The sequence below is a fragment of the Roseomonas populi genome, from assembly GCF_024594815.1.
In the GTDB taxonomy this organism is placed as follows: Bacteria; Pseudomonadota; Alphaproteobacteria; order Acetobacterales; family Acetobacteraceae; genus Roseomonas; species Roseomonas populi.
Genome location: NZ_JANJOU010000004.1, coordinates 261,281 through 285,610 on the forward strand (window position 1 = coordinate 261,281; position 24,330 = coordinate 285,610).

The window sequence follows — 24,330 nt, forward strand, 5'->3', positions numbered from 1 at the left end:
CGGCGGCCCGGGCTGCAAAGCTGAATAAGGTAACTCAGCCGGAGATGAGCCAGCCGAGCAGCATCAGCACCACCACGCCGATCAGCACCGCCTTGATCAGAGACCACCACTCGCCGCGGCCACCCTCGCCCTCCTCGGCGTGCGCGATGGGTCGCGGCGAGGGGTGCCGGGCCTCGGCCATCCCGGCCGGGGCCGCGGCGTCCGGGCTGGCGGCGGCTTGGTCGCGCGTGGCGGCTCCGGAACGGATGGGATCGCTGGGCATGAGCCCTCCATGATTCGTTTGGGTTAGAGCTGCATCATCTTCAGCGCTCGCCAACCAGCCGGGCAACGGGCACCGTTCCACTCACGGGTGGGAACGTGACAGGCGCGCCCGGTTTTCAGCCCACGGCTCTGAACACCCGGCTAACAGCCCGGCGTTGCAGACTTGCCCGCTTGATCCCGGCGCCAGGAAAACCGACCCTGGCCCCATGTCTCAGACGCACCCCGCCGACGATTCCGCCGAACCGGCCTGGGCCGGGGCAGCCCGCTTCCTCGAGGGCCGGATTCCGCCCGGCGGCCGCGTGATCGCGCCCGAGAGCTTCGCCCGGCTGGCCGGTGCCTTGTCCGCCCCGGACCCGGAGAACATTCCGGACTGGGCGGTGATCCGCACCGCGACGGCGGGAAGCCTGCCGCCCGGCCTTCTCCGCCGCTTGCTGGCGGAAACGACCCCCGTCTTCGCCAATGAAGGCTACGTGGTCTTCGCGCGCCGCCCGACCTTCGGCTTGGCCGACATGCGGAACGCCCCCGCCGTGCGCGCCCTGGCGGATGGCGCCGCCCTTGGCGCCCCTTTCACCCCGCCCGGCCCCACTCTTCTGGAAGCGAGCCAGCCGAAAGCCTCGGCCCCTCCCGAGGCAGGAATGGTGCCCATCGCCCCACCCCGCGCCCCGGACATCCCCCGCGCCAATCTGCCGCCGGAGGCCCTGGCCCTGCAGGTTCCCGCTCCAGCTCCCAGGGCCGACCGCCCGGCCTTCCCCCTGCCCCGTCCCTTCACCGCGCCCGAGCCTCCGCCCGGCTTCGCCCCGCCGCAGCAGCCGGCCGCTGCGCCGCCCGAGCCGCCTCGGCTCTTCCCTGTTCCCGCCGCGGCGAACACGCCGCCCGTGCCGCGCCTCTTCGCCGTGCCGCCCGCGCAGCCGGTCGTCCCGCCGGAGCCGGCCTCCTTCGCACCGCCCGCGGCCCCGCCGGAGCCGGCCTCCCTCCTCGCCCCGCCGCCTGCCCCGGCCTGGCCGGTGCCGCCGCCGGAGCGGGCCACGCCCGAAGTGCCGCCCGCTTCGGCGCCGGCCGCCACCCTGCCCTCCGGGACGGCGCCGAGAGGCACCCTGCCCGCCCGTGTTGCCGCGCTGCTCGGGACGGGAGCGGGCCGTCGCGTCGCGCTCCTCGGCGCCGACGCGCGGGGGCTTGCCGCGGCCCTGGATCCCGCTGCTCTCGTCTCGGACGCGGAAGGGCAACCCGACGCCTGCTTCGACCTCCTCCTGCTCGCTCCGGGCGAGGCCTCGCTCGCGGGAGCTGCCGCGGACGCCGCGCGCCTGCTCCGCCCCGGCGGTCTCCTCCTCATCGTTGCGGAGAACACCGAATCGCTTGGCCGCCGACTGGCCGCCGCCCTCGGCCGGCCCGCCCCGGCCGGGCTTTCCGCCAGCACGATCCGCGGTGCCCTTCATGCGGCCGGGCTGGTTCCGGAACGCCTGGAAGGGCACGCGCTCGACACCTGGCGCGCCACGGCGGACCTCCCGCCGCCGGGCCTCGCCCCGGGCGACCCCGCCTCCGCGCTGCTGGAGGACGCGGCTTCCACCATGGATCCCCGCCACGCCGCGTGGCTGCTCTTCCTGGCGCGGAAACCGTGATCCCTCTGCGCCTGGAGGCCCCGGGAACATGACCTGGTCGGTTGTCATCCACGAGCCGGAGAGCGGCGCCTTCGCCGTCGCGGTAACGACCTGCAGCTTCGCTGTCGGCGCCTCCTGCCCGCATCTCCGGGCTGGGGTGGGGGCCGTGTCCACCCAGTCCTTCACCAACCGCTATCTCGGCCCGGCCGTGCTGGACGGGATGGCGCGCGGCCTCTCGCCCACAGCCGCCATCGAGGGCGCTCTGGCCGGCGACGATGGCCGCAACCTCCGGCAGGTGCATGCCGTGGACCGGTTCGGCCGCAGCGCCGCCTTCACCGGCGCGAACTGCGTGGACTGGGCGGGGGAACTCACGGGCCGGAGCCAATCGGTGGCCGGGAACATGCTCGCCGGCCCCGCCGTGCTGAACGACACCGTCGCGGCCCTCGCCATCAACGGCAACCTGCCCCTGCCGGAGCGCCTGGCCATGGCGTTGGAGGCGGGCGAAGCCGCCGGTGGGGACCGACGCGGCCGCCAGTCCGCCGCCATGCGCCTCGTCACGACGGAGGACTTCCCCGATCTCGACATCCGCGTGGACGACCACCCGGAGCCGTTGAAGGAGCTCTCCCGCCTCCTAGCCATCTGGCGCCGCGACCGCGCGCCCTACCTCGACCGGCAGCCCCGCAAGGCAAACCCATCCGGCGTCATCGACATGGATGCTACCGAGGCCGCCTGGAAGGCCGCCGGCATGGACCTGCGCTTCCGCCGCTGACCCTCAGGCCGCCCGGGCATCCTGCTGGCCCACCCGGGCCTGGAAATCCGCCGCCGACATCGGCCGGCCGAAGAGGAAGCCCTGCGCCTCCTCGCAGCCTTCCGCCCGAAGCATGGAGAGCTGCCCCTCGTCCTCCACGCCCTCGGCATTCGTCGTCACGTCTAGGGCGCTGCCCAGAGCGATCACAGCCCGCAGGAGCGCGACCGCCTTCGCGTCCATCGCGATGTGCCGGATGAAGGAACGATCCACCTTGATCTTGTCGAAGCGGAAGCGCTGCAGCGTGGCGAGCGACGAGTAGCCCGTCCCGAAGTCATCCATCGCCAGCCGCACGCCCAGCGAGCGCAGGCGCGAGAGGATGCCCAGCGTCTCGGCGCTGTTGGCCAGCATCGCCGCCTCCGTGATCTCCAGTTCCAGGCACGCGGGCGGCAGGCCGGACCGGGCCAGGGCCCCCTCCACCGTCGCCACGAAGCTCGCCTGGCGTACCTGGATGGCCGAGACGTTCACCGCCAGGTTCAGCCCGCCCCAGCCCCGCGCCACCTGGCAGGCCTGCTCCAGCACCCAGGCACCGATCGGTACGATCAGCCCCGTTTCCTCCGCCAGCGGGATGAAGACGTCCGGAGAGATCATGCCCCGTTGCGGGTGGTGCCAGCGCAGCAGCGCCTCCGCGCCCTTGATCCGCCGCGTGGCCGTGGAGACCTGCGGCTGGAAGAGGATCGTCAGCTCCTGCCGCGCCATGGCGTTCCGGAGATCCGTGATCAGCAGGCGCCGGGTGCGAAGCCTCTCGTCCATCTCCGGCTCGAAGATCCGCAGGCAGGACCCACCCTCCGTCTTCGCCTGGTACAGGGCCAGGTCGGCATCCTGCAGCAGCGCCTCCGGCCGCCCGTCGAAGGCCCCGGGCGAGAGCACGGCCGCCCCGATCGAAAGCCCCACGGTCCGGAACTCCGATCCCAGCAGCACCGGCTCCTCCATCGCCGCCAGCAGCCGGGCGGCGAAGGCGTTCAGCGCCTCCGGCTGGCCAAGGTCGGGGGCAACGAGGACGAACTCATCCCCGCCCACCCGCGCCAGCGTGTCCGTCGTCCGCAGGCAGCCCCGCAGCCTGGCAGCGACCACCCGCAGCACCTCGTCGCCCGCGCCGTGGCCCAGCGCATCGTTCACCTCCTTGAAGTGGTCCAGATCCATGGCGAGCACGGCCAGGAAGGCTCCGTCCCGGCGGGCCGCGGCGAAGGCCAGTTCCAGCCGGTCCCCCAGCAGGGCCCTGTTGGGCAGCCCCGTCAGACCATCGAAGTTCGCCAGCCAGCGCAGCCGTTCCGAGAGCCGGCTTCGCTCGGCGGAGGCGTCCCGGAACAGTATGCAGGCGTCCGTCAGCTCGGCCACTTCGCGGGGGGCGCCGCGGGGTGGCGGCGGGATGATCACGGCCAGGTCTCCGTGGCCAAGTCGGCGCAGCGCCTCGGTCAGCCCGGTCAGCATCCCGCCCAGCCGCCGCGCCGCCCCGGCGGCGTAAACTGTTCCGAAGACGAGGATGGCCGCGAAGGCCGGGGCCACGATGCCCAGCATTTCGTCCGAGGGCGTCGCCGTCGCCGCGGGCAGGACCAGCACCACCGCCGTGACGCAAAGGCACAGAAGGGAGGGAGCGGCGGAGAGTAGGATCAGCCGCGACCGCAGGCCCTGCTGCGGAAAGAACCGCCTTGCCATCCACCCCGATTCCCGTTCCCGTCAGGGCAGGAGGATGGCGCGGGCGTCCTTTCGCCAGGGTTAAGCGGGCCCGTCCTCAGGAAGCGTGGCGGACAGGCTCCGGCCCAGGCAGTTCCACCGCGATGGCGAGGGTGGAGAGATCCCCGCCCCGCTCCAGCGAGATGTTCACCCGGCCCGGGTCGATGGAGACGTGCTTCGCCACCAGCTCCACGATCTCCTTCTGGAGCTTCGGCAGGAAGTCGTCGCCCTTGCGGCCGATCCGCTCGTGCGCGAGCACGATCTGCAGCCGCTCCTTGGCCTGAGAGGCGGAAGCGGGCATCTCCGCCTGCTTCCCCCGGAACAGCTTCAGCCAGCTCATGCCGCCCTCCCGCCGAACAGCCGGGAGAGGAAGCCCTTCTTCTCGGCGTCCGTGAAGCGCATCGGGCGTTCCTCGCCCAGGAAGCGCGCCACCGCATCCTTGTAGGCCTGCCCGGCCGAGGACTCCGCGTCCATGATCACGGGGTTGCCGGTGTTGGAGGCCTTGAGGACGCTCTCGCTCTCCGGCACCACGCCCAGCAGGGGGATGCGGAGGATCTCCTGGATGTCCTCCAGCTTCAGCATCTCCCCCTTCTCCACCCGCGCCGGATCGTAGCGGGTCACAAGGAGGTGCTCCTTCACCGGATCCTTCTTCTCCTCGGCCCGCTTGGAGCGGGACTGGAGCACGCCCAGGATCCGGTCGCTGTCGCGGACGGAGGAGACCTCGGGGTTGGTCACGACGATCGCCTGGTCGGCGAAGTAGAGCGCCAGCAGCGCGCCCTTCTCGATCCCGGCCGGGCTGTCGCAGAGGATGTAGTCGAAATCCTTGGACAGCTCCTCGATGACGGTGGCCACGCCCTCCTTCGTCAGTGCGTCCTTGTCCCGGGTCTGGCTCGCCGGGAGGATGGAGAGGGTATCCACCCGCTTGTCCCGGATCAGCGCCTGGCTGAGCTTCGCCTCGCCGCTGATGACGTTGACGATGTCGAACACCACCCGGCGCTCCACGCCCATGATGAGGTCGAGGTTCCGCAGGCCCACGTCAAAATCGATCACTACGGTCTTCTTGCCCGCCTGGGCCAGCCCGGTCGCGAAGGCGGCGGAGGAGGTGGTCTTGCCCACGCCCCCCTTGCCCGAAGTCACCACGATCACCTGCGCCATGCGCTCTTCTCCAACCCCCTGCCCCGCTGGCTGCCCCCTCGCGGGCCATCGGAACGTTGCTTCCTTCGCATGGCCGGCCCGCTCCCTGGAAGGGGAAACCCGGCCGATTTCCTCAACCCAGCCGGTCGAACCGCATGCTCTCGCCGATGAGGCACACCTGCACGATGCGCCCGAGCGGGGCATCCCCCAGCCCGTCCCGCACCGCGTAGTAGCCGGCGATGGAGACCAGCTCCGGTTCAAAGTTCAGGGCGAAGATCCGGGCAGAGAGGTTTTCCGCCCCGCCCGCGATCGCCCGCCCCTTCAGGGCGCCGTAGATGTGGACGTTCCCGTCCGCGATCACCTCGGCTCCCGGGTTCACCGTGCCGCGCACGATCAGGTCGCAGCCCTGGGCCCAGATCCGCTGCCCGGCCCGCACCGCCTGGTCCACCACCATGGTCGGCTGCCAGTCGGATGGCGGGGGCGGCATCTCCTGCACGGGCTCCGGCACCGGCGCCGGCGCGGCCGGGGCCGCCACGGGCAGCTCCGCCCCTGCCGCCCGCAGCGGTGGCAGCCCGGCGGCCTGGGCGGCGGCGCGGACATCCGTCGCCCCGCCCGTGGTCCCGATCGGGGCGATGTGCACGCTCCGCAGCTGGGCGATCAGGTGCCCGAAATCGGGCGCTGCCGAGGGATCCAGGTCGTCCAGCCCCAGCACGATCGGGGCGTTCCGAAGGAAGCCGGGTGCCCGGCGGAACTGGTCGGCCAGGGCGGGCACGATCACCTCCACCCTGGGGTCGAGCAGCCGCAGCACCAGCAGGTTGAAATTGCCCCCGCGAAGCCGGAACGGCTCCAGTCGGGCTTCGGACGCGGGGGAGGACATGCGGGCGCGGGGAATCCTGGGAAGAGGTTCTCGCCTCACATTACAGGGAAGTGTCCTGCAGGCGAAGCCTTGCGCGCCGTCCCTCGCACGGGAACCCTGCGGCGCGACCCCCTGGCCACAGGATTCCGGCATGAGTTCAGCGCCCCGCGAGAAACACCGCCCGACAAGGGCCGATTTCCGCCACTTCCTGGAGATCCCGACACGCTGGGGCGACAACGACGCCTATGCCCACGTGAACAACGTGACCTACTACTCCTTCTTCGACACGGTGGTGTCCCGCTTCCTCCTAGCCTCCGGGGCCATCGACCTGAAGACCTCACCCCTGATCGGCGTGGTGGTGGAGACGGGCTGCCGTTACCTCGCACCCATCTCCTTCCCGGACCTCGTCACCGCCGGGCTCCGCGTGGCCCGGATCGGCAACACCTCCGTCCGGTACGAGATCGGCATCTTCCGCAATGACGAGGAGGAGGCGAGCGCCGAGGGCCATTTCATCCACGTCTACGTGGACCGCGCCACCCAGACCCGCCCGACGCCCCTGCCGCAGGATCTCCGGGACGCGGTGGCTTCGCTGCTCGTCGGGGCCGGCTGAGGGGCGCGGCGCGGGGGCGCCCGGCGCCGGCTAGCGTTGCCCGGCCTCCGGGTTAAACCGCACCCCTGCCCGGGCCAGCCCGCCCCCGATGCCGACCGGCGTGCCGTCCGCCCGCCAGCAGGCCGCGCCGGTCATTGCCCCGTCCTCGGCGAAGGTCACGGCCCCCATGCCGCCGCCGATCGTCCGCACCCGCTCCACCGCGTGGCCGCGCGCGACGAGCGCGGCCTCCGTCTCCTCGGAAATGCCGGGCTCCAGCTCCAGCTTATGGCCCTGGGTCCAGACGCGCGGCGCCTCCACCGCCTCCTGCGGCTCCATGCCATGGTCCAGCAGGTTGATGATGGCCTGCATCGCGGAGCCGAAGATCCGGAGGCCCCCTGGCAGCCCGAGCGCCGCCACCGGCCGCCCTTCCCTCAGCACCACCATGGGAGCCATGGAGGTGAAGACCCGCTTCCCCGGCGCGATCGAGAGCGCTTTCCCGGGGTGCGGATCGAAGTTGTACATGTAGTTGTTCGCGATCATCCCCGTGCCCGGCACGGTGAAGCGGGCGCCGAAGAGGCCGTTGATCGTCTGGGTGGTGGAGACGATGCCCCCCTTCCCGTCCGCCACCGTCACGTGGGTGGTGTTGGCGGATTCCAGCAGCCCCGCGCCGGGCTGCCAGTCCCTGGCGCGCCCCATCTCAATTTCCGCGCGGCGCGCGGCGGCATAGGCCTTGTCCGTGAGCCGCGCGACGGGAACCTCCACGAAGGCAGGGTCGGCGGTGGCCACAGCTCGGTCCGCGAAGGCCATCTTCAGCACCTCGGCCAGCAGGTGCACCCCGTCCGGCGTGCCGAAGCCCAGGCCCCGCAGGTCAAACCCCTCCAGAACGTTCAGCATCTGCGCGATGTGCACGCCGGAGGATGAGGGCGGCGGCGGGCCGATAATCTCGTGCCCGCGATAGGTGGCCCGGATCGGCTCCCGCTCGATCGGCGCCACGGCGCGCAGGTCGGCGGCGGAGATCAACCCGCCCGTCTCCTCCATGTGCTCCACCAGCGCGTCGCCGAGTTGGCCGTCGTAGAGCGCGTCCGGCCCGGCCTTGGACAGAAGGCGCAGGCTGTCCGCGTGATCGGCGCGCACGATCCTCTGCCCGGCCCGGATCGGGTTCCCACCGGGAAGAAAGATGCTGGTCAGCCCGGGATCCGTCGCCAGGTCCGCCGCGTTGTCGGCAACGCAATCGGCAAGATAGGGCGTGGCCCGCCAGCCCCGCGCGGCGATGCGGATCGCCGGGTCCAGCACGTCGGCAAGGGACATGGTGCCGTAGCGCTCCAAAGTATGGCACCAGGCCCGCAGCGCCCCGGGCACGGCCATGGCGAGCGGGCCGAAATGGTTCGCCCGGCCCTCCGTCTCCTGGTAATCCGGCAGGGTGTCGGACAAGGGCCGGTACATGTCCGGCCACGCCGCCGCGGGGGCCGTGGAGAGCCCGTCCACCACGATGTGCCGCCCGTCCGGCAAGCGGAGATGCGCCACCCCGCCGCCGAGCATGCCAACCATCATCGGCTCCACCACCGTCAGCGCGAAAAGAGCGGCGATGGCGGCGTCCACGGCATTCCCGCCGTTGAGCAGCATCTCCGCCCCGGCCCCCGATGCGAGGGGATGGTTCGTCACCACCACGCCCTTCCGGGCGGTGACGGGGTGCTTCTCGGTCACGGCGTCTCTCTCCTCCCGCCCCTTGCGGGGCGTCAGCCTTCGCGCCGGCGGCGCAACATCAGGTCCAGCAGCAACAGCAGGACCGTCATCCCCACCAGCAACACCGCTACCGCCGCCATGGCTGGGTCCAGGTTCTCGTTGATCCCGTCCCAGATCCTGCGCGGCAGGGTGAAGACCCGGCGCGAGGCGATGAAGAGAACCACAACAAGCTCATCCCAGGAATGGATGAAGGCGAAAATCGCCCCAGAGACGATCCCTGGCGCGATGCGGGGAAGGATGACCCAGCGGAGGGTCTGGAAGAGAGAGGCGCCCATCCCCCTCGCCGCGCTCTCCAGCCGCGGATCAAAGGCGGCCAGGGCGGTGGAGACGGTGATGACGACATAAGGCAGCCCGGTCACGCCGTGCGCGATTACGACGCCGAGGAAGCTGTCCAGAAGCCCCAGCCGGGCGAAGTAGCGGTACAGCCCGATCGCGTAGGCGATGCTGGGAATGATGATCGGCAGCAGCATCAGGGCCCGCACCAGTTCCGTGCTGCGCCTTGAGAGGCGCCAGCACCCGATGGCGCAGAGCGTGCCCAGCACCACCGCCACCAGCGTGGAGGCGACGGCGATCCAGGCCGATTGCAGGATGGCGTTCGTCCAGGCCGGCGTGGTCAGCAGCCGCATGTAGTGCTGTGCCGAGAGCCCCTCATGCGGCAGGGAGAGGAAGCGCTGGTCCGTCAGCGAGACGGGCAGGATGATCGTGATCGGCAGGATCAGGTAGATCACCGTCGCCCAGGCGACGGCGCCGTTCAGCCATCCCGGCCGGTAGCCGCCCATCCTAGCCCCCTGCCCCGAAGAGCCGCCGCAGGTTCACTAGGCGGGAGAAGACGGCCAGCGTGGCCAGGATCGCCACCACCAGCACCGTCGCCATCATCGCCCCCAGCCCCCAGCGGATCAGGTCCAGGATTTGCAGCTTGATCCACTCCGCCGCCATCAGCGTCTTGCCGCCGCCGAGCAGGGCGGGGGTGATGTAGAAGCCGAGGCTGAAGATGAAGACCAGCACCGCCGCCGCGATCACCCCGGGCATGGAGAGCGGCAGGAACACCCGCAGGAAGGCCGCCCCGCGGGAAGCGCCGAGCCCCCGCGCCGCCGCCAGCACGCGCGGGTCGATCTCCCGCATCGCCGAGAGCATCGGCAGCACCGCATAGGGCACCATGTAGTGCACCATCCCCACGATGATGCCGAACTCGTTCCACACCAGCGGCAGGGGCTCGTCGATCGCGCCGATCGCGAGCAGCCCCTCGTTCACCAGCCCCTGGCGCCGCAGCAGCGTCACCCAGGCGAAGGCCCGGACCAGCACGGAGATCCACAGCGGCACGAGCACCGCCAGCAGCCACCAGCGCTGGGCCTTCGGCCCCGCCATGGCGATGCGGTAGGCCAGCACATAGCCCAGCAGAAGCGCGATCACCGTCGTGACCGCCCCGATCCGCAGGGTGGTGAACACCACGCGCTGCACGCTCTCGCTCGTGAACAGCCGCTCGTAATTGCCAAAGCCCGGCCGCGGCTCAGTCACGCTGATCGCCAGCACCTGAATGATGGGCGCCAGATAGAAAGCCGTCAGCAACAGGAACGCCGGCAGGATCAGCCCCCACCACCCCAGCGCGCCGCGCCCCCTCGGGCTCAAGCCGCGCCGCCCGGAATGGCCGCAGGCCGGTCTTCCGCCACGGCTACGGCGGCATCGCGCGAAAAGCCCAGCCGCACGGGCAGCCCTTCCGCCGGCGCCACGGCGGCACGCCAGGCCGGGAGATGAACGCGGATCGGCCCGAGATCCGGCGTCTCCACCACCAGCCCGTAGCCCGTGCCAAGATAGGACCAGGCGAAGATCCGCCCCTCCACAACATTGTCCTCTCCGGCACCATCCGGCAGCAGAGCGATCTTCTCCGGCCTCAGGGAAAGCAGCGCGCGCCCGCGCGCCTCGCCCCGCGCCAGCACGCGGGCGGCGCCGCGCCGCAGCGTGATCCCGGCGGCGTCCGGCTCGGCATTTCCCTCGATGAAGTTGGACTTGCCGAGGAAGTCCGCGACAAAGCGCGTCGCCGGCCGCTCGTACAGCGCCTCCGGCGATCCCACCTGCACGAGATTCCCGTGGTTCAGGATGGCGATCCGGTCGGAAAGGCTCAGCGCCTCCTCCTGGTCGTGCGTCACGTTGATGAAGGTGCGCCCCACGCGCCGGTGCAGCGCCTTCAGCTCCTCCTGCAGCTCCGCCCGCAGCTTCTTGTCCAGCGCGGAGAGCGGCTCGTCCAACAGCAGCAGCGCCGGATCGAAGACCAGGGCCCGCGCCAGCGCCACCCGCTGCTGCTGCCCGCCGGAAAGCTGTGACGGCTTGCGGTCCGCGAAGGTTCCGAGCTGCACGAGGTCCAGCGCCGCCCGCACCTTCGCGTCCCGCTTCGACCGGCCCAGCCCCCGCACGCGCAGCGGGAAGGCCACGTTCTCGGCAACCGTCATATGCGGGAACAGTGCATATCCCTGGAACACCATGCCGAACTCGCGCCGCTCCGGCGGCAGGGCGGTGATGTCGCGCCCGTCGAGGAGAATCCGCCCCGCGCTGGGCTCCACGAAACCCGCAACCATCATCAGGATCGTCGTCTTGCCCGATCCCGAAGGCCCGAGCAGGGTCAGGAACTCCCCGCTCGCCACCTCCAGCGAGGCATCGCGCACCGCCACGAACTCGCCATAGCGCTTTCCGATGCCCTGGAGCGAGAGCGCGTGCCCGGTCGTGGCGGCGGGAGCACTCACGTCATGTAGTCCGGCTGCTCGCGGTCCATCTTCCGCCGCAACGCCTGCCAGATGAGCCAACCCTTCACCGGGCTGTTCCCGCCCTGCTCCCGCGCGCGCAGCACAACCTCGTCCGGCGGGACATCCAGTTCCGCGCCGGAGGACTGGGCCGCGATCTGGATGCGGCAGGACTGCTCCAGGTAGTACATCCAGTAGAAGGCCTCGGCCACGGTGCGCCCTACCGTCAGCAGTCCGTGGTGCCGCAGCACCATCGCCGGCTTGTCGCCCATGTCGCGCACTAGCCGCTCGCGCTCGCCCAGGTTGTCGTCCGCCGCCACGCCCTCGTAGTCGTGGAAGGCCACGCGGTCGTGGAACTCCGTGCTGATCTGGTTCAGCGGCAACAGGCCGCCCTTCTGCGCCGCCACCGCCATGCCCGCCAGGGTGTGGGTGTGCATCACGCAATGCGCGCTCGGCGCGCCCATGTGCAGCGCGGAGTGGATGACGAAGCCCGCCGGGTTCACCGGCCAGCTCGTCTCCTGTGCCGGCTCCCCCTCCGCGTCCACCAGGACGAGGGAGGATGCCGTGATCTCCTCGAAGAGCAGCCCGTAGGGATTGACGAGGAAGCGATGTCCCTCCCCCGGCACGCGCACCGAGAGGTGGGTGTAGACGAGGTCCGTCATCCCGAAATGCGCGATCAGGCGATAGGCGCAGGCCAGGTCGCGCCGCAGCTCCGCCTCGCTCGGCACGTGGTTCGGATCGGGCCGGACAGGCGGCGGGGGAAGCGGCATGTCTTAATATCCCCGAACGGGATCATAGAGGTTCGGCACCGGCCGCCCCGCCTCATAGTCCGCGATCACGTCGGCCACGAAGCGCGCACGCTCCCGCACCCGCGCCACGCTCGCCACATGCGGCGTAACCGTCACCTTCGGATGCGCCCAGAGCGGGCTGTCGGACGCCAGGGGCTCTGGCTCGAACACGTCCAGCACTGCGCCCGAGAGATGGCCGGAATCCAGCGCCGCGATGAGGTCCGGCACGACCAGATGCGGCCCACGCCCGGCGTTCACCACCGCGGCGCCCGCCGGCAGCTTCGCCAGCAGGTCCGCATCGATGATCCCCGCTGTCTCCGGCGTGGAGGGCAGCAGACACACCAGCACGTTGCTGCGGCGGATGAAGGCGTCGAACTCTTCCGGGCCCGCGAAGCTCTCCACGCCGGCCACTTCCTTGCGGCTGCGGGACCAGCCGACCACGGAATAGCCCAGCCCGCGCAGCATCGGCACAACCTGCGCGCCGAGCGTGCCCATGCCCATGATGCCAACGGTCAGGTCCTCTGCCGTGAACTCGGTGTTCACGTAGCTCCACCGCGCCTCCGCCTGCTGCACCGCGTAGGTACGCCCGAGCCGCAGCAGGTGCAGGCAGGCCCAGGCGACGTACTCGCCCATGCGCTGCCCCGTCTCCGCCCCGCCCATCCGCACCATCGGCAGATGGCGCGGCCATTGCGGGTCGCGCGTGATGTGGTCCACGCCCGCCCCGATGGAGACAACCATCTTCAGGTTCGGCAGGCTTGCCAGCCAACCCATGGGCGGCTCCCAGGTCAGGGCGTAGCGCACCTTCTCCGGCGCGAACTCCTCGGTCCCCGGCAGGACCTCCAGGCCGGGCATGAGGTTCGAGAGGTGCTCGCACCACTGCTTCACGTAGCGCGCGCCCGGAGCTTTCACGACAAGCATGGATCAACCCGTGATGATGTCGATCACCTCTTGGTTCAGCTCGGTGTAGTTGTCACCCCACCAGTTGCCGTCCAGCGTCACCTGCTGCGCGGCATTCGCCGGGTCGGTCGGGTTGAACCGCTTCAGCTCCTGCGGCACCAGCGCGGCGGCGCGCGGATTGGTCGGGCCGTTGCCCAGGAATCTCAGCAGCTCCACCTGCGGCTCCGGGTTCGCCAGCATGCTCGCCAGCAGGCGCTGCGCGTCCGCCCCGCCGGGATTGCCGCGCGGGATCACGAAGATTCCGGCCTGCAACAGCCCCTGGTTCCAGGTGAACTTGATCCGGCCCTTGGACTCGTCCTCCAGCACCTTGGCGCGGGTGTGCCAGATGATGCCCATCACGGCCTCACCCGTGCGCATGAACTGCTCGCTCTCGGAACCGCTGTTCCAGAACACGGCGTTGCGGCGGATCTCCTTGATCTTCGCCAGGCAAGCGCGCGCATCCAGCGGGTAAAGCTTGGCCGGATCTTTACCAAGCGCCATCTGCGCCGCATCCAGCACCGCCAGCGCGTCCCGCCGCAGCAGTCGCGTGCCCGGGAACCGGCGCGTGTCGAAGAAATCCGCCCAGTTCTGCGGCCCGCCGTTCGGGAACTTCGCGCTGTCGTAAGCCAGCACGGAGGAGAAGGAGTAGGGCGCCGCCCCGTATTCCAGCGCAAAGGCCTCTGAGATCACGTCGCTCTTCTTCACGACGTTGTAGTCGATCCTCGAGATGAGATTGCTCTTCCCCAGCACTCGGGAGGAGGACGCAGAGCTGTCGCAGAGGTCCCAGGTGACGGCGCCGCTGTCCACCATGCTCTTGATCCGGCCCGCCGATGGGCCGGTGCTGTTCATCGAGACCTTGAAGCCGGGATTCGCAGCCTCGAAGGGCGCGCCGTAGTTGCGGGTGAAGCCCTCGTTCGCGAGCCCGCCCCAGTTGGAGATCACCAGGTCCTTGGATCGCTGGGCCCGTGCCACGCCGCCGGCCGCGGGAAGCAGGCCCAGGATAGCAAGCGCCTTCAGGGCGGTGCGCCGCGGCAGCGCGCCGCGATCGGTCGCGCGCCGTGCCAGCTCGGCGCAGTCCTCGTGGAAGCTTTGCGACATGCCAATTCTCCCATGCTCCGGGCGCCTTGCCGGAACGCCGATGCGGCGCGACCCTGGTCGCGGCCTGGGGAACCTTCCCAGCAATTTTGATACCAGCCGGAGCGGCGATGCAATGAGCCACCTCCTCTTCGCCGAAGGCTTCAGGACCACCCCCTGGTGGTGGGAGGCGGCCGAGCCCGCGTCGCGTCCGGCCGAGTTGCCGGACCATGCCGCGGTCGCCGTCGTCGGCGGTGGCTATGCCGGGCTCTCCGCCGCCCTCACCCTCGCCCGTCTCGGGCACCGCCCGGTGGTGCTGGACGCGGAGCGGATCGGCTGGGGCGCCTCCTCCCGCAATGGCGGCATGGTCTCGGGCGGGCTGAAGGTGACGTCCGGCGGTCTGGCGCGCGCCCACGGCACCGATCGCGCCGCCGCCATCGCCCGCGATTCCGCCGCGTCCTTCCCATTTATCGAGGAGCTGATCGCGCGGGAGGGGATCGATTGCGACTACCTGCGCTGCGGGCGCTTCGCCGCCGCGTGGACCCCCGCCCATTACCGCGCCCAGGCCGCCAGGGCCGCCTTCATCGAGCGGGCAACCGGCCTCCCCGTCTCGATGCTCCCGCGGGAGCGCCAGCGAGAGGCCCTGGGCAGCGATCATTATCACGGCGGCATGCTCGCCGCCGCCACGGGCAGCCTGCATCCCGGCAAGTACGCGCGCGGCCTCGCCGGGGCCGCCGCGAAAGCCGGCGCCACCCTCGTCGATACCACCCGCGTCGAGGGCATCGCTCGGGACGGCGAGGGCTTCGCACTGAAGACCTCCCGCGGGGTGCTGCGCACGGACGCCGTCCTCGTTACCACCAACGGCTACAGCCTGGACGCGGTGGGCGGCAGCGCCATGCCCTGGCTCGCCCGCCGCCTCATCCCCGTCGGCTCCTACATCATCGCCACGGAGGAGCTGCCGGCGGAGATGATCGACCGGCTCTTTCCCGGCCGCCGCATGATCAGCGACACGAAGCGCGTGCTGAACTACTTCCGCCCCTCGCCGGACGGGAAGCGCGTGCTCTGGGGCGGCCGCGCCTCTTTCGGCCCCACCACGCCGGAACGGGCAGCCCCGGTGCTGCACGGCTTCATGACCGCCGTCTTCCCGGAACTGGCGACGACCCGCATCACCCACGCCTGGACAGGCAACGTCGCCTTCACCTTCGATATCCTGCCGCATATCGGCACGCAGGACGGCATCCACTACGCCGCGGGCTGCCAGGGCTCGGGGGTCGCCATGGCGAGTTGGCTGGGCCACCGCGCCGCGCTGCGGATCGCCGGGGCGGAGAACGAGCCCTTCGCCCTGGCGGACCTGCCCTTCCCGACCGCCCCGGGCTACCGCGGCCGACCCTGGTTCCTGCCGCTCGTCGGCGGCTGGTACCGGCTGCGGGACCGGGTGGACCGCATGGCCGCCTGATCTCCCCGCCGGGCGGTCAGGCTGGTCCTGGCCGCGCTGCCAGGGAGGGAGGGTGAGGATCCGCGCGGTGCCAAAGGTCGCGGCACATCCGCCAGAGATCGGCTCCCCCGCGGGCATCACGCCGAGCCTCCTCCGGCCCCGCGCTCCGGGCTTCCCCGCCAAGCCCCGGCGCGGGGACCGGTGCCGCGCGCCAGGCCATCTCCTCCGGAACACCCATCCGGTCGTACCAGTCGTCGATCACCATCATCGTGGCCCTCTTAAGAGAGCCTCAGTATTGTGGGAAAAATTCCCACATCAAGCTGAATTCCCGTGCGCTCACACTTCGACACGCCAGGAAACGGCCCGCCGCCTCCCCCGTTCGTGCCAGCACCATCCCGCGCCGGAGACCTAGGACCGCATGCTCACCGTTGGCGACCGCTTTCCCAGTTACCGGCTTTCGGCCGTGGAGGGCGGCCCGCGGGGCCTGGACCCGAAAACCGCCTTCACCGTCGTCAGCGATGCCGAGGATGCCGGCCGCTGGAAGTTGATCTTCTTCTGGCCGAAGGACTTCAGCCTTCTCTGCCCCACAGAGATCCTCGGCTTCGCCCGGCTGTCCCGCGAATTTGCGGACCGCGGCGCGGTGGTCCACGGCGTCTCGACCGACAGCGAGCTGGTCCACATGCACTGGCGCCTGCACCACCCGGAACTGCGCGACCTGCCCTTCCTCATGCTCTCGGACATTCGGCGGGAGCTGTCGCGCGAATGCGGCATCCTCGACGCGGTGGAGGGCGTGCCGCTCCGCGCCACCTTCCTGGTCGATCCGGACGGGGTGATCCGGCACGTCTCGGTCAACGATCTCGGCGTCGGCCGCAACCCGCAGGAGACGCTGCGCGTGCTGGACGCCCTCCTCACGGGTGAACTCTGCGGCTGCAACTGGCAGAAGGGCGAGGAACCGCTGCGGGTGGGATGAGCGGAGCGTCTTAACCCGGGATTCACCCGGGCCGCCTAGCCTGCATCCATGGAAGCCGCCCGCGCGCCCGCACCGTCCGGTTCCGCCCGCAGAACGGCCGCGGACCCGCGGGACATCTTCGTCACCTTCGCCTTCGCCGCGGCGGACCTGCTGGTGGAGACAGACCCGCAGGGCGTGATCACCTTCGCCGCCGGGGCCTTCCGCCACCACCTCAACGAGGCGCCGGAGAACCTTATCGGCCGCCCGATGGAGAGCCTGATCGCGGCGGAGGAGCGTGCGGCGCTCGGCTTGGCGATGCAGATCATCGCCAAGCGCGGGCGCCTGCCGCCCACCTCCATCCGGCTGAACGGCCCGCGGCGCGCCGCCTTCTCCCTCGCGGGCCTTGCCCCCGCTGGTCCCCGGGGCCGCTTCTGCATCACGCTGGGTCCCCTGCCCGCCCCGCCTCAGCCGGTCACCGTGGCGGAACAGGCCGTCTTCACCCGCGCCGCCGCCGGCGCACTCGGCCCCGGGGCGCAGGGCACGCTCGCCCTGATCGACGTGCCGAAGGAGATCCAGCGGGCGCTCGGTACCAGGCCGGAAGTGGAAGGGGCGCTGGATGCCGCCCTGCTGGCAGAGGGCGGCGCCTTCACGGGCCGTTTGGCAAGGGGCCGCTACGGTCTGTTGATCGGCGGCGACGGCGCCGACCTCACAGCCCTCGCCGCGCGGATGGAGGCCGTGCTTGGCGCCCACGGCCTGCCCGGCGACGTCACTGCCCGGAGCCTCCCGCTGTACACGGCGGAGCTCACTCAGGCTCAGGCCACGCGCGCGCTACGCCACGCCCTCTCCCGCTTCGCCGGCCAGGGCTTGGAGGGCGTGCCGGAGAACGGCCTCGCGGAATCCCTGCGCCAGATCACCGCACGGGCCGGGGAGGTGCGGCGCGCCATCGCCGAACGCCGCTTCGACCTCCTCTACCAGCCCATCGTGGACCTGCGGCAGCGCGCCGTGCACCACTACGAGGCGCTGCTTCGCCCGAAAGGCGCCGGGGTGGAGGAATTCATCCGCTGTGCCGAGACCGTGGGCCTCACCGAGGAGCTGGACCTCGCCGTGGCCGATACGGTGCTGGATGCGCTCCGCTTCGCGCCAAGTTCCCATATCGCCCTGAACGTCTCAGGCCTGTCCATGCAGAGCCCCCGGTTCCGGGATGCGCTGGCGGTCCGGCTGGACTCCCGCGCCGCCATCGTGCCGCGCCTGATGGTGGAACTGACGGAGTCGGTCGAGGTGGAAGACGAGGCCGCCGCCCGGGCCACGATCGACATGCTTCGGGACCGCGGCATCGCCCTCTGCATCGATGATTTCGGCGCCGGCGCCGCTGCCTTCCGCTATCTCCGGAACTTCGCGGTGGATTGGGTGAAGGTGGACGGCGCCTATGTTCAGGCCGCGCTTCGGAGCGAGAAGGACCGCTCCTTCGTCGCCAGCATGGTCGATCTCAGCCTCGCCGTTGGCGCCCGCGTGATCGCGGAGCAGGTGGAGACGGAGGAGCACGCCGCCGTCATGGCCTCGCTCGGCGTGGAGATGGCGCAGGGCTACCTTTTCGCCCGCCCCGGCCCCCTTCCCGCCGGATAGCCCCTACCCGCCATACCCCGCCTGCCGCGGCAGCCACAGCGCGATATCGGGGAAGGCGATCAGCAGCGCGGTCCCGGCCGCCAGCATCAGCATGTAGGGAATGATGGAGCGGTTCACCTCGCTCAGCGGCGCCCCCGTGATCGCCTTGATCACCACGAGGTTCATCGCGACGGGCGGCGAAATCAGCGCCATCTCCAACGAGAGCGTCAGCAGCACCCCGTACCACACCTTGTCGATGCCCAGCACCGCCATGGCCGGCATGATGGCGGGCATGGTCAGCAGGATGATGGAGAAGCTCTCCAGCACCAGCCCCAGCAGGAACAGCAGCACCATCATCGCGATCAGGAAGCCGGTGCGGGAAAGCCCCATATCCGTCACCAGCGCCGCCAGCTCCTGCGGGATGCGCAGCTTCGTCAGCATGTAGCCGTAAACGGCCGCGCCCGCGATGATCAGCAGCAGCATCGCGCTGGTCCGCGTCGCGTCCTGCACCCCGTCCCAAAGGTCGCGCCAGGTGATGGTGCGGTAGATCGCGGCCGCGATGATGATGGCATAGATCGTCCCCGCCCCCGCCGCCTCCGTAGCGGTGAAGACGCCCATGTAGATGCCGCCCAGCACGAAGATCGGCAGCGTCATGGACCACCCCGCGCGCCGGATGGAGGTGCCGATGCGCTCCGGCGGCGGCTCGTCCGCCGGCGCAACCGCCCGCTTCTCCGTGATCCAGACATAGGCGGCGAAGACCAGCGCCATCATCAGCCCGGGCACCACCCCCGCCAGGAACAGCGCCCCCACGCTTGTCTCGGTCACGAAAGCGTAGAGCACCATGGGCGCGGAAGGCGGGATGAGGATGCCGAGCGTCCCGCCCCCCGCGACCACCCCGAAGGCACCCCGGCGGGACATGCCGTAGCGCAGCATCTGCGGGATGGCGATCTTGCCGATGGTCAGCGCCGTGGCGACCGAGGACCCGCAGATCGCCGCGAAGATCGTGCAGGCCACCACCGTCGCGATGCCCACGCCGCCGCGCACGTTCCGCAGCAGCGCGAAGGCGGCGCCGTAGAGGTCGTCCACCACCCGCCCGCGCACCATCACATGCGCCATCATCATGAAGAGCGGGATGGCCACCAGCAGGTAGCCGTTGAGGTTCCCGATGACGATCTCGCCCAGTGCGGGAATGCCGCCCTCTACGTAGAGCAGCACGCCCAGCGGCAGCAGGAACAGCGCCGCGAACATCGGCAGGCCGAGATACAGCAGGCCGATCAGCGCGGCCATCAGGATCAGGAAGGACATCGAAAGTCGCCTATTCGCCCCGCGCCAACGTATCGCGCGGCAGCTCCTCGTCACCGGTGGGCAGGTGATCCGGCGTGCCGCCGGTCAGCAGCACCAGGCACTGCGCCAGGGAAACCAGCAGCAGCACCGCCGCGCCGACCGGCAGCAGGACCTGCACCCACCACTCCGGCACGCCGGGGATGTCGGTCATCAGCCCGACCATCAAGGAGAACTCCACCATCTCCCACCCAGCCCAGAGCAGGATGGCCGCCACCACGGCCACGGAGGCGGCGCCGACCACATGCGCCGCCCGCGCCAGCCCTGGCCCCAGCCGGGAGACGGCCACGTCCACCCCGATATGCTCGAAGCGCCGCTGCGCCTCCGGCGCCGCCAGCAGCACCAGCGCCACCACTAGCCACCCCGCCACCTTGTCCACCCAGGGCTGGGGCGTATGGAACAGGTAGCGTGCGCCGACGGAGAACCCGATCAGCACCAGGCAGACCACGGTGGAGAGCGAGGCCAGCCCGCAGGCAAAGCGGGAGAGAAGGCCGACGGCGCGCTGCATGGATCAGACGGCCCGCAGCAATTCCAGCAGCCGCGGCCCGCTCTCCGGTGCGGACTTCAGGAAGGCGTCCATGACGGGCTTCTGCATCGCCGCCTGCCAGGCCGCCACCTGCTCCGGCGTCTGCTCGGTGATCGTCATGCCCTTCTCGCGCAGCTCGCCCACGGCCGCGTCGGCGGTCCGCACCGTCACATCCACGGACTCCGCCTCTGCCCTGGCCAGCGCCGCCTCGATCACGCCGCGCTGTTCCGCCGGCAGCCGGTCCCACCAGCGCGGGTTCACATAGACCTGGGTGGAGACGGCGAAGAAGGGCGAGACTGTGCCGTACTTCTGCACCTCGTAGAAGCGGCGGGACACGGCGGCGGAGACATCCGTCAACCCCGCATCCAGCACGCCGGACTGCAGCGCGCCCACCACCTCCGGCGCCGGCGTCGCGGCGGGCGCCGCGCCTACGGCGACCAGCGCGTTGTCGATCAGGCTGTTGATCCCGCGGATCTTCACCCCGCGGAAATCCGCCGTGTTGACCAGCGGGGCCTTCTGAGAGGTGAAGATCGCCCGGTTCGTCGTGAACAGCCACGCCACGGAGCGTACCGCCCGCCGTGCCGTGACGCCGTCCAGGAACTTCCGCGCCTCGGACTGGGGAAAGCGCCGGTTCTGGTCCAGCCCCGCGAAGAAGAAGGGAATGGTCTGCGCGGACATCTCGGGGATGGTGTTGCCCCAGGTGAAGTTCGTCGCGACCGCCGCCTCGAAGGCGCCCCGCGCCACGCCCGGAAAATTCTCCGCCACCTTCGCCAGCTGCTCGGCCGGGAAGACCTGCACGTCCACCGCGCCGTTGCTGCGCGCCTTCACCTCCTCCGCGAAGCGCGCCAGCACGCCGGCGATGTGGTGGGAAGGCGGGTACTGGTGCGACAGCCGCATCACCGTCGCGGACTGGGCCTGCGCGGCCCGGACAGCCGGGAGCGGCAGCGCGGCAGCCAGCGGCAGAGCAAGAAAGTTACGTCGAGAGGCCATCGGGCGTCCTCCGGATTACGTTTGGCCCGGTTTGGCCCCCCACCTTCCGCCGGTCAAGCGCGCGTCATCGCTCCTGCGCCCCGGGCAACAGTCCCCGCAGTGCCCCGGGCGCGAGGAGCGAGAGCGGGTCGAGCTGCAGGTCCGGATCGTCCATCTTACCGGTCACGCGGAAATTAGCGGCAAAGAGCCCCCCGTTCCGCTCCGCCGTGAATAGCTGCCCGATGCCGGGGATGCGCCCCAGGGCCGAGTTCACCGCATAGGAGGGCACGATGGTCCCGCGAAGATCGATGCGCTCCGCCTCCAGCAGCACCCGCCCGCCCACGGTGAAGCCCAGCGAGGCCGAGACAGCCCGCGCATCCGTCAGCGTCAACGCCTGGGGCGTATAGGTGAAGGGGGCGCTCGCCACGGTGAAGCGCAGGCCCGGCCCCCGCACCGCCTCGGGGATGCCGTAGATCGAGAGCGCCTGCAGGAACTTCCCGATTGAGGCCGCTTCCCGCACCCCGAAGTCGCGCAACTCCGCGACGCCCGTGAGCGGCGAGTTCGGCTCGTTGCCTGACCAGGTGCCGGAGGCGTGGAAGTTGCCCCCGTCCACCGCGTCGAACACGCCGAGGTCCCGCAGCAGCGTTCCCAGCCCTTCCGCCCGCGCCTCCATGGCCCGCCCGGCACCGCGCGGCACCACCGCCGCCTCGATGCCGCCGCCCCGCACGCCGCGGGCGCTGAGGGCCGCCTCCCGGATCACGCCGCGCGCGTCGCGGAACAGCAGGGCCCGTACCGGCGCCAGCTCCCGCCCGCCGCCCAGCCGCACCCGGTCGATGGCCGCGTCCACGCGCAGCGGGGTGGAGCCGGCATCCCGGCCGGAGGAACGCCCTTTCTCATCCCCGCCGCCCAGGTCGCGTAGCAGCCCCTCCGCGTCCAGCAGCGTCCCTCGCACCCGGACATCCCAGGGCTCGCCCGATGCGCCCGGCGAGACCACGCGCCCGGCCAGCCGGCTCGGCCCGATCCGCGCCTCCAGCAGCTCCGCGCCGCCGAAGGCCCCGCCGGGCCGGAAGTTCACCCCGCCGCGCACGGAGAGGTCCGGTCCCTCGATCCGCAGCCCCTCCACCGCCTCCAGGTCCTCGCCGCGCAACCGCACCACGGCCTCCGCCCGCGCGGGCGCCCCGGCGGGCTTGGCGTAGTCGAAGGGCTTCAGCGCGATCCGGGCCTCACGCAGGTCGGCCGCCACCGTCGCCCGCACGGTCTTGGAGCGCTGCCGCTCGCCCTGCACGGAGAAGCCGAAGGCCCCACCGAGATAGGGCGAGACATCCACCCCGAACCGCGCCAGGTCCGCCGCCGTGGCGCGCCCCTCCACCTGCACGCGCTCCGTCACCTGGCTTGGCGGCCCCGAGCGGAAATCCAGCTCCGCCTTCAGCCGCGCCGGCACCGGCCCCAGGCGCGCCGTGCCGGCGACCGTCATCCCGTCCACGGTCAGCCCGACATCGAGTTGCGCCCGCTCCACGGAAAGCCCCTCCGCCACGTTCGCCACCCGCCCGTTCGTGATCCGGGTCCGGGTCTCGAGTTTCAGCTCGTCGATGGGCAGATCGTTCAGCAACGGTAGGGCGGTGATGGTCAGCCGCGTCTCCTGCGTGCCGCCCAGCTGCTCCGGCCGAACCGGCACCTTCTCCGCCAGGTGCAGCCGGGGGTGGCGCACCAGGGCGATGGCGTCGGCGAAGGGCCCGGTGATCCGCCCCTCGATATCCGCCTTCTCCACATCGGGCAGCGGCACGCCAAGGTCGAAGATGCGGATGCGAGCCTCTGGAACCGCCAGCGCCGTGCCGCTCTGCCGCGCGGCCCTGGCCTGGATCACGATCTCCTTCATCGAGAAGGTGACGGTGCCGTCCACCCCCTCCAGCGGCGGCACCGGGCGCAGCCAGTGCACCGTCAGCCCCTCCGCCCGCAGCGTGCCGCCCGCATCCGTCACCTGCGCGTCGGAGAAGTCGGCCGCCGCCTCCCCTTCCGCGAACCACCGCCCGTCCCGCGCCAGCCCGGTGGTCAGGTTCTCCGTGATCCAGCGCCGCCCGCCCTCGGCCAGGCCGGGCGGCCAGTAGATCCGCAGGTCCGGCACGGCGATCGCGTCGATGCCGAGCTCCACCCGCCCCTTCCAGCGTTCGCCCTGCCGGTCCGCCCCGCCGGAGAGGGTGACGTGCGCCGAAGGCCGGCCGGGCGCCCCCGGCGGCAGGACCAGGGCGAAGCGCTCCACGGCGATCCGCCGCCCGTCGCCCGTCAGCACCAGCTCCGCCTGCTCGAAGGGCGTGCTCCGCTCCCCCGCCGCGATCCGCCCGGGCGAGGAGCGCACCTCCACCCGCCCTCCGAAATCGCCGTTGCCGAAGTCGTAGCGCCCCTGGAAGCGCGCCCCCAGTTCCGCCTCCAGCGCCGCCAGGGGCTGCAGGGAGGGCAGCGCGGTCGCCAGCGCCGGCGGGCTCACGGATTCGATCTCCAGCGAAGCTTCGGCGACCAGCGGGCTCCCCGCCGTGCGCCCGACGATCCGCACGGGGATCTCCTGCCCCGCCAGGCGCAACCCGCCGGAGCCCCGCATCGCCACCGCTCCGTCCTCTCCCCGCGTGAGGAGGAGCGAAACCTCGTGGATCGCCCAGGCGAGGCGCAGCGGATCGTCCCGCACCTGCACCACCCCGTTCTCCACCCGCAGTTCTCGTAATGTCGTGAAAGGGGAGTTCGGATCGTCGCCGCGCAGCATCTGGGCCAGCGCGTCGGTCCCCGCGCGCACCCCTTCCTCCGGTGCCGCGACACCCGGTTCCGCCGTATCCAGCGGCCCGGAGGAGATGCCGAGATCGAGTGAGAGGGCCCCGCCCATGTCCCGCCGCAGCAGCGCCACCGGCTCGCGCAGCACCACCCGCACGGGCGCCACCACCCCGCGCATCAGCGGCGGCAGCGCCACGCTCGCCTCCAGGGAGCCGAGGGAGGCGCGCGTGCTTCCCGCCCCGTCCTTCGCCCGCAGCCCGTCCAGCCGCAGCTCCAGCGGTTGCGGCGCCCCATCCGCCCAGCCCTTCCAGGCCAGGAGGGCCTGTCCCCAGCTGAACTCCAGCCCCGGCGCCAGCCCCGCCAGCCGTTCCGCCACCAGCCGGTTCACCCCGGGGATGGAGGGCACCGCCAGAGGCCCCTGCGCGAGCCGCCACCCAAGCGCCGCGGCGCCCACGCCGGCCACCAGCACCAGCAGCATCGCGAGCCGCAGCAGGAAGGAGACGCCCCCCAGGATGGAACGCCCAATGAAGCGTCCCACTTGACCGAGACGCCGCGTCACGCCTT

Annotated in this window: 22 protein-coding genes; 6 read left to right on the plus strand and 16 right to left on the minus strand. The window is 71.2% G+C overall.

Going from position 1 to position 24,330, the window contains the following annotated elements; all coding sequences use genetic code 11:
- Positions 1-34: 34 nt before the first annotated feature.
- Positions 35-262, minus strand: coding sequence for a hypothetical protein (locus tag NRP21_RS08645; protein WP_257715775.1), 228 nt, complete (start codon positions 260-262; stop codon positions 35-37).
- 205 nt (positions 263-467) lie between these two features.
- On the opposite strand from NRP21_RS08645, the gene NRP21_RS08650 reads away from it, so the two are divergent.
- Complete coding sequence (locus NRP21_RS08650) at positions 468-1,877, plus strand: hypothetical protein (RefSeq protein WP_257715776.1); 1,410 nt, start codon at positions 468-470, stop codon at positions 1,875-1,877.
- Between the two features lie 28 nt (positions 1,878-1,905).
- Positions 1,906-2,625 carry a DUF1028 domain-containing protein gene (locus tag NRP21_RS08655; protein ID WP_257715777.1) on the plus strand — a complete coding sequence of 240 codons (720 nt, stop codon included), beginning with the start codon at positions 1,906-1,908 and terminating at the stop codon, positions 2,623-2,625.
- Positions 2,626-2,628: 3 nt separating this feature from the next.
- On the opposite strand, the gene NRP21_RS08660 is transcribed toward NRP21_RS08655, so the two are convergent.
- The 4 genes from NRP21_RS08660 to minC all read right to left on the minus strand — a co-directional run bounded on the left by NRP21_RS08660 (position 2,629) and on the right by minC (position 6,346).
- A complete protein-coding gene (locus NRP21_RS08660; RefSeq protein ID WP_257715778.1) occupies positions 2,629-4,317 on the minus strand; it encodes a putative bifunctional diguanylate cyclase/phosphodiesterase in 1,689 nt (562 codons plus the stop codon).
- A gap of 76 nt (positions 4,318-4,393) precedes the next feature.
- Positions 4,394-4,675, minus strand: coding sequence for a cell division topological specificity factor MinE (minE, locus tag NRP21_RS08665; protein WP_257715779.1), 282 nt, complete (start codon positions 4,673-4,675; stop codon positions 4,394-4,396).
- The gene (minD, locus tag NRP21_RS08670; protein WP_257715780.1) at positions 4,672-5,490 is read right to left on the minus strand and encodes a septum site-determining protein MinD; all 819 of its coding nucleotides are present in this window, start codon (positions 5,488-5,490) and stop codon (positions 4,672-4,674) included. The genes minE and minD overlap by 4 nt, the downstream gene beginning before the upstream one ends.
- A 112-nt stretch (positions 5,491-5,602) precedes the next feature.
- Positions 5,603-6,346, minus strand: a complete 744-nt coding sequence (minC, locus tag NRP21_RS08675) for a septum site-determining protein MinC (protein WP_257715781.1) — start codon at positions 6,344-6,346, stop codon at positions 5,603-5,605.
- 130 nt (positions 6,347-6,476) lie between these two features.
- Between minC and NRP21_RS08680 the strand changes: the two genes are divergently transcribed.
- Positions 6,477-6,935: an acyl-CoA thioesterase gene (locus NRP21_RS08680; RefSeq protein WP_257715782.1), complete on the plus strand. Its 459-nt coding sequence runs from the start codon at positions 6,477-6,479 to the stop codon at positions 6,933-6,935.
- 30 nt (positions 6,936-6,965) lie between these two features.
- Here the strand turns inward: NRP21_RS08680 and ggt are convergent, their stop codons facing one another.
- Genes ggt through NRP21_RS08715 form a run of 7 tightly spaced genes read right to left on the minus strand, consistent with a single transcriptional unit; the run spans position 6,966 to position 14,211 of the window.
- Positions 6,966-8,618, minus strand: a complete 1,653-nt coding sequence (ggt, locus tag NRP21_RS08685; protein WP_257715783.1) for a gamma-glutamyltransferase — start codon at positions 8,616-8,618, stop codon at positions 6,966-6,968.
- 32 nt (positions 8,619-8,650) lie between these two features.
- The gene (locus NRP21_RS08690) at positions 8,651-9,436 is read right to left on the minus strand and encodes an ABC transporter permease (protein WP_257715784.1); all 786 of its coding nucleotides are present in this window, start codon (positions 9,434-9,436) and stop codon (positions 8,651-8,653) included.
- A gap of 1 nt (position 9,437) precedes the next feature.
- On the minus strand, positions 9,438-10,283 hold the full coding sequence (locus NRP21_RS08695; RefSeq protein ID WP_257715785.1) for an ABC transporter permease: 846 nt from the start codon (positions 10,281-10,283) through the stop codon (positions 9,438-9,440).
- On the minus strand, positions 10,280-11,392 hold the full coding sequence (locus NRP21_RS08700) for an ABC transporter ATP-binding protein (protein ID WP_257715786.1): 1,113 nt from the start codon (positions 11,390-11,392) through the stop codon (positions 10,280-10,282). The genes NRP21_RS08695 and NRP21_RS08700 overlap by 4 nt, the downstream gene beginning before the upstream one ends.
- The gene (locus NRP21_RS08705; protein WP_257715787.1) at positions 11,389-12,159 is read right to left on the minus strand and encodes a class II aldolase/adducin family protein; all 771 of its coding nucleotides are present in this window, start codon (positions 12,157-12,159) and stop codon (positions 11,389-11,391) included. The genes NRP21_RS08700 and NRP21_RS08705 overlap by 4 nt, the downstream gene beginning before the upstream one ends.
- 3 nt (positions 12,160-12,162) lie before the next feature.
- A complete protein-coding gene (locus NRP21_RS08710; protein ID WP_257715788.1) occupies positions 12,163-13,095 on the minus strand; it encodes a 2-hydroxyacid dehydrogenase in 933 nt (310 codons plus the stop codon).
- A gap of 3 nt (positions 13,096-13,098) precedes the next feature.
- Entirely contained in the window at positions 13,099-14,211 is a 1,113-nt protein-coding gene (locus tag NRP21_RS08715; RefSeq protein WP_257715789.1) for an extracellular solute-binding protein, read from the minus strand.
- Positions 14,212-14,323: 112 nt separating this feature from the next.
- On the opposite strand from NRP21_RS08715, the gene NRP21_RS08720 reads away from it, so the two are divergent.
- From NRP21_RS08720 to NRP21_RS08730, 3 genes are all read left to right on the plus strand, one after another.
- Positions 14,324-15,643 carry an NAD(P)/FAD-dependent oxidoreductase gene (locus NRP21_RS08720; protein WP_257715790.1) on the plus strand — a complete coding sequence of 440 codons (1,320 nt, stop codon included), beginning with the start codon at positions 14,324-14,326 and terminating at the stop codon, positions 15,641-15,643.
- Between the two features lie 397 nt (positions 15,644-16,040).
- Entirely contained in the window at positions 16,041-16,592 is a 552-nt protein-coding gene (locus NRP21_RS08725; protein ID WP_257715791.1) for a peroxiredoxin, read from the plus strand.
- 48 nt (positions 16,593-16,640) lie between these two features.
- Positions 16,641-18,194: a sensor domain-containing phosphodiesterase gene (locus NRP21_RS08730; protein ID WP_257715792.1), complete on the plus strand. Its 1,554-nt coding sequence runs from the start codon at positions 16,641-16,643 to the stop codon at positions 18,192-18,194.
- A 3-nt stretch (positions 18,195-18,197) separates the two neighbouring features.
- Here NRP21_RS08730 and NRP21_RS08735 read toward each other — a convergent pair whose 3' ends face one another.
- From NRP21_RS08735 to NRP21_RS08750, 4 genes are all read right to left on the minus strand, one after another.
- Positions 18,198-19,478: a TRAP transporter large permease gene (locus tag NRP21_RS08735; protein ID WP_257715793.1), complete on the minus strand. Its 1,281-nt coding sequence runs from the start codon at positions 19,476-19,478 to the stop codon at positions 18,198-18,200.
- A 10-nt stretch (positions 19,479-19,488) separates the two neighbouring features.
- Complete coding sequence (locus NRP21_RS08740; protein ID WP_257715794.1) at positions 19,489-20,022, minus strand: TRAP transporter small permease; 534 nt, start codon at positions 20,020-20,022, stop codon at positions 19,489-19,491.
- Between the two features lie 3 nt (positions 20,023-20,025).
- Entirely contained in the window at positions 20,026-21,030 is a 1,005-nt protein-coding gene (gene dctP / locus NRP21_RS08745) for a TRAP transporter substrate-binding protein DctP (protein ID WP_257715795.1), read from the minus strand.
- 64 nt (positions 21,031-21,094) lie between these two features.
- Entirely contained in the window at positions 21,095-24,325 is a 3,231-nt protein-coding gene (locus tag NRP21_RS08750) for an AsmA-like C-terminal region-containing protein (RefSeq protein ID WP_257715796.1), read from the minus strand.
- Positions 24,326-24,330 lie beyond the last annotated feature (5 nt).